This window comes from Methylobacterium sp. BTF04 (assembly GCF_010692745.1).
Lineage (GTDB): Bacteria > Pseudomonadota > Alphaproteobacteria > Rhizobiales > Beijerinckiaceae > Methylobacterium.
Genome location: NZ_JAAHTB010000031.1, coordinates 43228 through 52089, shown reverse-complemented (window position 1 = coordinate 52089; position 8862 = coordinate 43228). Strand labels below are relative to the sequence as shown.

Below are 8862 nucleotides of genomic sequence, written 5' to 3'. Positions count from 1 at the left end.
AGTGCCGGCCTGTCACGCCGGAGGTCGCGGGTTCGAGTCCCGTCGCCCGCGCCACGTCCAGAATACCTGACTACCCAAAAATGCGGGCGTAGCTCAGTTGGTTAGAGTGCCGGCCTGTCACGCCGGAGGTCGCGGGTTCGAGTCCCGTCGCCCGCGCCACTTTTTCGCAGTTTCATAATCTGTAGCCGTCGCAAGGACTTCGCGGCGTCGTTGGCTTGTGTGACCTTGCTCTGATCGACCAGCACCTCGATTTCCGCGGACGGGTCGCTACTCTCCGTCGCGTGCCCGGTTTCGATGACGATGGTGTTCCATCCCCGGTCGCCGGAGGGGCTTGGATGGCGGGGTTCTTCTTCCTCTATTTCACGGCTTGTATGACGAACGCGCCGGATACGTGCGAATCGCGGCGGCTTCCGCTCGATGTCGCCGATTCCCGCGCCTGCCTTCACGTCGCCCAGCCGCAATTGGCGCAATGGGTCGGGACTCATCCGGATTTCCGCATCACCGGCTGGCGCTGTGGCGCGCCTTTGCGTGATCCCGGTACCCGCATCTAGAATCTCCACTGCCAGCGACGGCGATCTGCAAACGTTGTCTCAAGGCAGTCCGGAGACACGAGGTCCGACCGCAACGTGGCAGCGTGATCTTTCCGACACGCTCAGCGGCCGGCTCACCCCACTGAAGGAAACGCCGCGTTTTCGCCGCATCGGCCCCGGACAGCGAGGCAGTTCCCTACCTCGCCACGAGAAGCCAGTTTCGCCGATGTCGACGCTTTCCCCTACCGCGCCCGCACTGGCCGTGCGCCTCGGCGCCATCGTGCTTCTCCTCGCGATCGCCGGCTGCGGCGGAACATCGAGCCTCCTCAGTGGTCCCGACCAACCCACCAGCGTGGTGATCCTCGACGAGCAGGCGGCCGCCTCAGCGATCTCGCGGTACCGGGCGCAGCATGGTCTCGGCCCGGTGGTGATCGATTCCACCCTGATCCGCGCCGCGTCCTACCAGGCCGGCGCCAACGCCAAGGCCGGACGCCTCAGCCACGAAATCGGGGGCAGCTTCGATTCCCGCATGGCGGAGGCAGGTTTCGGGCGGTCCTATGCCGCGGAGAACCTGAGCGCCGGCTCGGCCACGTTCGACGAGGTGCTCGCGCGCTGGAAAGCCTCGCCGGAGCACAACAAGAACATGCTGCTCCCGCAACTCAAGCGCGTCGGCATCGCCCGCGTCGATGCTCCAACCACGCGGTACAAGCGCTTCTGGGCGTTGGTCATGGCCGGCGGCTGAGGCGACGACCAGATGTCGGATAGAAATACGCCCGGATATTCGCACCAGACCTGACTGCAGCGACCGCGCCGAAGACCAAGCATAGCCGTTCGCCAGACTGCGCGCCCACGGGGCGATCGTGTTCGGCGGCGAAGCCGAGATCGCATCCGAAAAGTGCTACGGGCCGAACAGCATAGGTGGTCTGCCAGGAGGGCATCCATGGCCGTATCTCCCAAGCCCCACCCGAAGCATTGCCTAGAGACGCAATACCGCCGTGTATAAACCCTCAGTTTTTTGACTTACGGTCCTGCTCTTTCGAACTCTCTAAGTCGTCCTTGGTCTGCGCCGAACTCAACGTCGTCGGCTTCGGACAGTCGAGTTGTTCGCGCTCCAGCTGACTGGATGCCTGCTTGCAAGCCAGGCCGGGAAAGTCAGCTAGATCGTCGGCGCGCAGCTGACTATTTGCAATGATCAGAAGAGCGGATACCAGAACGAGGCGCATCAGACGGCTCCATTTGATGAGCCTCTGACTTAAGGAGGGTCAGCGCAAGACGCGTCCTCTAAATGGGTGACGCCCAAGCAATATTTTCAACACGCCCCGTTCTAAATACGACGGCGAGGCCGAGCGAGCCTCGCCCGATCCACGACGGGACAGAAGGTCTTTGGAGAGTAATCGGGGCTCAGCGAAGGAAAGCCGGCTGCCAAGGTGCAAAGCCCCTCGGTAAAACTGGTGGGCGGTGACGGGCTCGAACCGCCGACCCTCTCCGTGTAAAGGAGACGCTCTACCAACTGAGCTAACCGCCCGGACGCGCCGTCTCGTAGCGGAAGGCGGCACGGGCACGCAACCCCTTCCCGCGTCTCCAGCCTCCACCACGACACGAAAAAGGCCCCGGGTTTTACCCCGAGGCCTCCTTTCGTATCAGTCCTATGTGCGTCAGTGAGCGATGACGGTGGCCGTCTCATCCTCGCCGATGACTGGACGGGCGGGGGGAGCGGGCTCCTCCCACTCGATCGGCACGGGCACACGCACCAGGGCGTGCTTGAGCACCTGATCCATCCGCGAGACCGGAATGATCTCCATTCCGTTCTTCACGCTGTCCGGCACCTCTGCGATGTCCTTGGCATTGTCCTCCGGGATGAGGACCGTCTTGATGCCACCGCGCAGGGCGGCGAGCAGCTTCTCCTTGAGGCCGCCGATCGGAAGAACGCGACCACGCAGGGTCACCTCACCCGTCATCGCCACGTCTTTCTTCACCGGAATGCCGGTGAGCGTCGAGACGATCGCCGTCGCCATGCCAATACCGGCCGACGGACCGTCCTTGGGGGTCGCACCCTCGGGAACGTGGACGTGGATGTCCCGGCGCTCGAACAGAGGCGGCTCGATGCCGAAATCCACCGCTCGCGAACGAACGTAGGACGCGGCAGCCGAGATCGACTCCTTCATCACGTCGCGCAGGTTGCCGGTGACCGTCATCTTGCCCTTGCCGGGCATCATGACGCCTTCGATCGTCAGCAGTTCGCCGCCGACCTCGGTCCAGGCCAGACCGGTGACGACACCGACCTGATCCTCTTCGTCGATCTCGCCATACCGGAACTTCGGCGGCCCGAGGAACACCGGCATGTTCTCCTCGGTGACGGCCACCGACTTCACCTTGGTGATGAGGATTTCCTTCACCGCCTTGCGGATCAGGTTGGAGAGTTCACGCTCCAGGTTTCGAACGCCAGCCTCGCGCGTGTAGCGCCGGATGAGCATCAGAATCCCGCCGTCGTCGATCTGCCATTCCTTGGCATCGAGGCCGTGCTTCTTGACCGCGCCCGGGATCAGGTGCTTGCGCGCGATCTCGAGCTTCTCCTCCTCGGTGTAGCCGGCGATACGGATCACCTCCATACGGTCCATCAGAGGCGCAGGGATATTCAGCGTATTCGCCGTGGTGACGAACATGACGTGCGACAGGTCGTAATCGACCTCCAGGTAATGGTCGTTGAAGGTGCTGTTCTGCTCCGGATCGAGCACCTCCAGCAGAGCGGCCGACGGATCGCCGCGGAAATCCATGCCCATCTTGTCGATCTCGTCGAGCAGGATGAGCGGATTGGAGGTCTTCGCCTTGCGCATCGACTGCACGATCTTGCCGGGCATCGAACCGATATAGGTCCGCCGGTGACCACGGATCTCGGCTTCGTCCCGCACGCCGCCGAGCGACATGCGCACGAACTCGCGCCCGGTCGCCTTGGCGATGGACTTGCCGAGCGAGGTCTTGCCGACACCCGGAGGTCCGACGAGGCACAGGATCGGACCGGTGAGCTTGTTCGCGCGCTGCTGCACGGCAAGATACTCGACGATCCGCTCCTTGACCTTGTCGAGGCCGAAATGATCCTCGTCGAGCATCACCTGGGCGCCGAGAAGATCCTTCTTCATCTTCGAGCGCTTGTTCCACGGGATGCCGAGCATCCAATCGAGGTAGTTGCGCACGACGGTGGCTTCCGCCGACATCGGCGACATCTGGCGCAGCTTCTTCAGCTCGGCCACGGCCTTGTCGCGGGCTTCCTTGGTGAACTTGGTCTTCTCGATCTTGTCTTCGAGCTCGGCAAGCTCGTCACGGCCATCCTCGGAGTCACCAAGCTCCTTCTGGATCGCCTTCATCTGCTCGTTGAGGTAGTACTCGCGCTGGGTCTTCTCCATCTGCCGCTTGACGCGGGTCCGGATGCGCTTCTCCACCTGAAGCACGGAAATCTCGCTCTCCATCAGCGACAGCACCCGCTCCAGGCGCGCCGCAACGGTGGGGATTTCGAGGATCGCCTGCTTGTCGGCGATCTTCACCGCGAGATGCGAGCCGACGGTATCGGCGAGCTTCGAGGGCTCGTCGATCTGCGTCACCGCGGAGACGACCTCGGGCGAGATCTTCTTGTTGAGCTTCACATAATTCTCGAACTCGGCGATGACCGAGCGCGCGAGGGCTTCCGCCTCGACGCTGTCACCGAGTTCGTCGGCGAGGGTCTCGGCTTCCGCCTCGTAGTAGGAATCCGACTTGTTGAACGACGTGATCCGGGCGCGGCCCGCGCCCTCGACCAGCACCTTCACGGTGCCGTCGGGCAGCTTCAGAAGCTGCAGCACACTGGCGAGCGTACCGATCTTGTAGATCGCATCGGTGGCCGGATCGTCGTCGCTGGCATTGATCTGTGTCGCGAGCAGGATGTGGCGATCGGTGCGCACGGCCTCTTCGAGGGCGCGGATCGACTTCTCACGGCCGACGAAGAGCGGCACGATCATGTGCGGGAACACGACGATGTCGCGCAACGGAAGGACGGCATAGGAGCCCGTCGAGCCCGGAACGACAGGCTGGCGCGATTTCGGTTGAGTCATATCGGACTTCCTCATGATGGACGCCGGGCAGTCGCTCCTCACACGGAGCAAGCATCCTGCCAGGGGCCGACCTGGCCGCGACTGGGTCGGAAGTATCGTGAAAGTGTGCGGATGGTGGCGGAACACCGCACCTCAGAAGGTGAGCATGCGGCCGTCGCGCTTAGACTTTCAAATGGAAGCAGGGACGGATGTTTTCAAGCATCCGTCCCCTGTGGGGCCGATGACGATCGAGCCCGAAACGCCGCAGTCAGTCGCAGCTCAGGCGCTGACGCTCGCCGGGGCTTCCTTGTTGCGGTCGCCGTGGATGTAGAGCGGCCGCGACTTGCCCTCCACGACCTCGGGGCCAATGACCACCTGCTCGACGGAATCCAGGCCGGGCAGATCGTACATCGTCTCGAGCAGGATCGTCTCGAGGATCGAGCGCAATCCACGGGCGCCGGTCTTCCGCTCGATCGCCTTGCGGGCGACCATGGAGAGGGCCTCGTCCTGGAAGGTCAGGTCGACGTTCTCCATCTCGAACAGGCGCTGGTACTGCTTCACGAGCGCGTTCTTGGGCTCCTGAAGGATGCGCTTGAGGGCGACTTCGTCGAGGTCCTCAAGCGTCGCCAGCACCGGCAAGCGGCCGACGAACTCCGGGATCAGACCGAACTTGAGCAGATCCTCCGGCTCGACATTGCGGAAGATCTCACCGGTGCGACGGTCGTCAGGAGCCTGGACGGTGGCGCCGAAGCCGATCGAGGTCCCCTTGCCGCGCGCCGAAATGATCCGCTCCAGACCGGCGAACGCACCGCCGCAGATGAACAGGATGTTCGTCGTATCGACCTGCAGGAATTCCTGCTGCGGGTGCTTGCGGCCGCCCTGCGGAGGCACGGAGGCGACGGTGCCCTCCATGATCTTCAGGAGCGCCTGCTGCACGCCCTCGCCCGACACGTCGCGGGTGATCGACGGATTGTCGGACTTGCGCGAAATCTTGTCGATCTCGTCGATGTAGACGATGCCGCGCTGAGCCCGCTCGACGTTGTAGTCGGACGCCTGGAGCAGCTTGAGGATGATGTTCTCGACATCCTCGCCGACATAACCGGCTTCGGTCAGGGTCGTGGCATCCGCCATGGTGAATGGCACATCGAGGATGCGGGCGAGCGTCTGCGCGAGCAGCGTCTTGCCCGAGCCCGTCGGCCCGATCAGCATGATGTTGGACTTGGCCAGCTCGACGTCGTTGTGCTTCGAGGCGTGGGCGAGGCGCTTGTAGTGGTTGTGGACCGCGACGGAGAGCACCTTCTTCGCGAAATCCTGACCGATGACGTAGTCATCGAGAACGCGACGGATTTCCTTCGGCGTGGGCACGCCGTCGCGCGATTTCACCAGGGAGGACTTCGATTCCTCGCGGATGATGTCCATGCACAGTTCGACACACTCGTCGCAGATGAACACCGTCGGGCCCGCGATCAGCTTGCGGACCTCGTGCTGGCTCTTGCCGCAAAACGAGCAGTACAGCGTGCTCTTCGAGTCGTTGCCGCCAGTCTTGCTCATATCGGTCTCCGTTCGCGGGCATGGCACCGGTCCGGGGCGCACATGCATCCTTCGAATTTAATGGCGTCAGCCTAAAGAAACAGTCACCTGCGCGCATCTGCCGGTTTCGATCAGACTGGCGATGCAAGCACGCTGCCGCGGCCGGATCAAGGCGGGGACTGCCCCCCGCCTCGAAACGCCGCGCCGGCTTCAGGCCGCGGCCGGCTCAGGACGCTTCTGGATCACCTCGTCGATCAGCCCGAACTCCCTGGCGGCATCGGCCGTCATGAAATTGTCGCGCTCGAGCGCCTGAACGATGGTGTCGTAGTCGCGGCCGGTGTGCTTCACGTAGATCTCGTTGAGACGCTTCTTCAGCGCCTCGATCTCGCGGGCATGGATCAGGATGTCGGTGGCCTGGCCCTGGAATCCGCCGGACGGCTGATGGACCATGATCCGGGCGTTCGGCAGGGCGAAGCGATGGCCGGGCTCTCCGGCGGTGAGGAGCAGCGATCCCATCGAGGCGGCCTGGCCGACGCAGAGCGTCGTCACCGGGCAGCGGATGAACTGCATCGTGTCGTAGATCGACAGGCCCGAGGTCACCACACCGCCGGGCGAGTTGATGTAGAAGGAAATTTCCTTCTTGGGGTTCTCGGCTTCCAGGAACAGAAGCTGCGCCACGATGAGCGACGCGCCGTAATCTTCCACCGGTCCGGTGAGGAAGATGATGCGCTCGCGCAACAGGCGCGAATAGATGTCGAAGGCACGCTCGCCGCGGCTCGACTGCTCGACCACCATCGGCACGAGCGCGCTGTTATAATAGTCGACCGGATCTCTCATCATCTCGTGCCCCAGGCTTCAAGGGGTCCGGCCACGCGATTTCCCGCGTGGGCCGGACGTTTCAGCGAACAACAGCAGCGGTAAACGCCGCCTTATCTCGAGGCCCGCCGCCCATAAGAAGGAGGCTACGGGCTCAATCGGCCTTGGCGACGGCCGGCAAGGCCTCATCGTTTCCGGTCGAAGCAGTCTCGTCCTGCGCGGGCGCGGACGTCTCGGCGGGAGCCGACGCATCCTCCTCGTCTGCGAACAACGCCTCCTTCGAGACGGGCTCCTCGACGAGTTTCACCTGAGCGAGAACATGGTCGACGACCTTCTCCTCGAACAGCGGCGCGCGAAGCTCTGCGAGCGCCTGCGCGTTCTTCCGGTAGAAGTCCCAGACCTGCTGCTCCTGGCCGGGGTATTGCCGGACACGGGCGATCAGGGCCTGGTTCACCTCGTCGTCGCTCACCTTGATATCGGCGGTCTCACCGACCTGCGCAAGCACCAAGCCGAGGCGCACGCGACGCTCTGCGATTTTCCGGTACTCGGCGGTGGCCTTCTCCTCGGTGGTGCCCTCGTCCTCGAAGGTCTTTTCGCGGGTCTTGAGGTCCTGCTCGACCTGGGCCCACACCGCGGCGAATTCCTGGTGGACGAGGCTGGGGGGCAGCTCGAAGGCGTACTTGCCGTCGAGCGCGTCGAGGAGTTCCTTCTTCAGCCTGCGGCGGGACTGGGCCTCGAAATCGCTGCCGATGGCCGACGAGACGGCCTCCTTCAGCTTCTCCAGAGAATCCATGCCGAAGCCCTTGGCGAGCTCGTCGTCGATCTTGGTCTCGCCCGGCGCCTGGATGGCGGTGACGGTGACGTCGAATTCGGCATCCTTACCGGCGAGGTTCTCGGCGCCGTAAGATTCCGGGAAGGTCGCCTTGACGACGCGCTGGTCACCGACCTTGGCGCCGACGAGCTGATCCTCGAAACCCGGAATGAACGAGCCGGAGCCGAGTTCGAGGTCGATGCCTTCGCCCGTGCCGCCATCGAAGGCGACGCCGTCGATGCGGCCGAGGAAGTCGATGGTGACGCGGTCGCCGGTCTCGGCCGCCGCACCCTCTTCGCGCGGCGCGAAGGCGCGATTGGACGACGCCATGCGGGTGATGGCCTCGTCGATCTCGGCGTCGGAGGGCTTGGCCACGAGCTTGGTCAGGCTGACGTCGGACAGATCGGCGAGTTCGAAGGTCGGCAGGACTTCGAGGGCGACGTTGAACGACAGGTCGGCCTTGGCGTCGAGCGCGCGCTCGACCACCGACTGCTCGCCGGGGAACTCCACCTTCGGCTCGAGGGCGAGCTTGAGGTTGTGCTCCTTGACGATCTGCTGGTTGGCCTCGTTGACGGCGTTCTGCAGCACGTCGGCCATCACCGAACGGCCGTAGAGCTTGCGCAGATGCGCCACCGGCACCTTGCCGGGGCGGAAGCCCTTGATCTGCGCCTTGTCCTTGAGGGTCGACAGTTCGCTGTTCAGGCGCTCCTCGAGCTCATGCGCGGCAAGGGATACCTGAAACTCGCGCTTCAGCCCCTGGGAGAGTGTCTCGGTCACCTGCATGGTCGTCTTTCCGCTGTCGTCCGTGTGATGGCGCAAAATTCGTAACGGTCCCGCCGCCCGAAACAGGGGCATGGCGAGGGCGACGCCAGGACATCGCGCCGAACCGGAGACCGACTCCCTACGGCAGGGCCGGCCGGCCATCGCTGTGAGCCAATCCGTTCCCGACGGCGAAGGACTGGTGCGGGCGGAGGGGCTCGAACCCCCACGACTCTCATCACTGGAACCTAAATCCAGCGCGTCTACCAGTTCCGCCACGCCCGCAAGCGCCAACCTCCGGCGCGCGTCCCGCCGCCAGAGCGCGGTCCTATAGCACGGGTGCAACGGGCCGCAG

7 protein-coding genes and 3 tRNA genes are annotated in these 8862 nt (G+C 63.9%); 3 read left to right on the top strand and 7 right to left on the bottom strand.

Annotated elements, in window-relative coordinates; genetic code table 11:
* Window positions 1-82 precede the first annotated feature (82 nt).
* The 3 genes from G3T14_RS17090 (at window position 83) to G3T14_RS17080 (ending at window position 1272) form a co-directional block, all read left to right on the top strand.
* Window positions 83-159 (top strand) — tRNA-Asp (locus G3T14_RS17090).
* Between the two features lie 176 nt (window positions 160-335).
* The gene (locus tag G3T14_RS17085) at window positions 336-551 is read left to right on the top strand and encodes a hypothetical protein (RefSeq protein WP_163643734.1); all 216 of its coding nucleotides are present in this window, start codon (window positions 336-338) and stop codon (window positions 549-551) included.
* Window positions 552-756: 205 nt separating this feature from the next.
* Window positions 757-1272: a CAP domain-containing protein gene (locus tag G3T14_RS17080; protein WP_163643733.1), complete on the top strand. Its 516-nt coding sequence runs from the start codon at window positions 757-759 to the stop codon at window positions 1270-1272.
* A 265-nt stretch (window positions 1273-1537) separates the two neighbouring features.
* Here G3T14_RS17080 and G3T14_RS17075 read toward each other — a convergent pair whose 3' ends face one another.
* The 7 genes from G3T14_RS17075 to G3T14_RS17045 form a co-directional block, all read right to left on the bottom strand.
* Window positions 1538-1753 (bottom strand): hypothetical protein, encoded by a 216-nt coding sequence (locus G3T14_RS17075; RefSeq protein WP_163643732.1) that lies wholly within the window; start codon window positions 1751-1753, stop codon window positions 1538-1540.
* A gap of 226 nt (window positions 1754-1979) precedes the next feature.
* A tRNA-Val gene (locus tag G3T14_RS17070) sits at window positions 1980-2055 on the bottom strand.
* Window positions 2056-2185: 130 nt separating this feature from the next.
* Complete coding sequence (gene lon / locus G3T14_RS17065) at window positions 2186-4612, bottom strand: endopeptidase La (RefSeq protein ID WP_163643731.1); 2427 nt, start codon at window positions 4610-4612, stop codon at window positions 2186-2188.
* 258 nt (window positions 4613-4870) lie between these two features.
* Window positions 4871-6142, bottom strand: a complete 1272-nt coding sequence (gene clpX, locus G3T14_RS17060) for an ATP-dependent Clp protease ATP-binding subunit ClpX (RefSeq protein WP_163643730.1) — start codon at window positions 6140-6142, stop codon at window positions 4871-4873.
* A gap of 189 nt (window positions 6143-6331) precedes the next feature.
* Complete coding sequence (locus G3T14_RS17055; protein ID WP_056097293.1) at window positions 6332-6958, bottom strand: ATP-dependent Clp protease proteolytic subunit; 627 nt, start codon at window positions 6956-6958, stop codon at window positions 6332-6334.
* A gap of 133 nt (window positions 6959-7091) precedes the next feature.
* Complete coding sequence (gene tig, locus G3T14_RS17050) at window positions 7092-8531, bottom strand: trigger factor (RefSeq protein ID WP_163643729.1); 1440 nt, start codon at window positions 8529-8531, stop codon at window positions 7092-7094.
* A gap of 176 nt (window positions 8532-8707) precedes the next feature.
* Window positions 8708-8792 (bottom strand) — tRNA-Leu (locus G3T14_RS17045).
* Window positions 8793-8862 lie beyond the last annotated feature (70 nt).

What these genes read in the sequence shown, in the direction of transcription:
- G3T14_RS17080 (WP_163643733.1), top strand. Translation starts at nt 757, where the DNA reads ATGTCGACGCTTTCCCCTACCGCGCCCGCACTGGCCGTGCGCCTCGGC.
- tig (WP_163643729.1), bottom strand. Translation starts at nt 8,531, where the DNA reads ATGCAGGTGACCGAGACACTCTCCCAGGGGCTGAAGCGCGAGTTTCAG.
- clpX (WP_163643730.1), bottom strand. Translation starts at nt 6,142, where the DNA reads ATGAGCAAGACTGGCGGCAACGACTCGAAGAGCACGCTGTACTGCTCG.
- G3T14_RS17055 (WP_056097293.1), bottom strand. Translation starts at nt 6,958, where the DNA reads ATGAGAGATCCGGTCGACTATTATAACAGCGCGCTCGTGCCGATGGTG.
- G3T14_RS17085 (WP_163643734.1), top strand. Translation starts at nt 336, where the DNA reads ATGGCGGGGTTCTTCTTCCTCTATTTCACGGCTTGTATGACGAACGCG.
- lon (WP_163643731.1), bottom strand. Translation starts at nt 4,612, where the DNA reads ATGACTCAACCGAAATCGCGCCAGCCTGTCGTTCCGGGCTCGACGGGC.
- G3T14_RS17075 (WP_163643732.1), bottom strand. Translation starts at nt 1,753, where the DNA reads ATGCGCCTCGTTCTGGTATCCGCTCTTCTGATCATTGCAAATAGTCAG.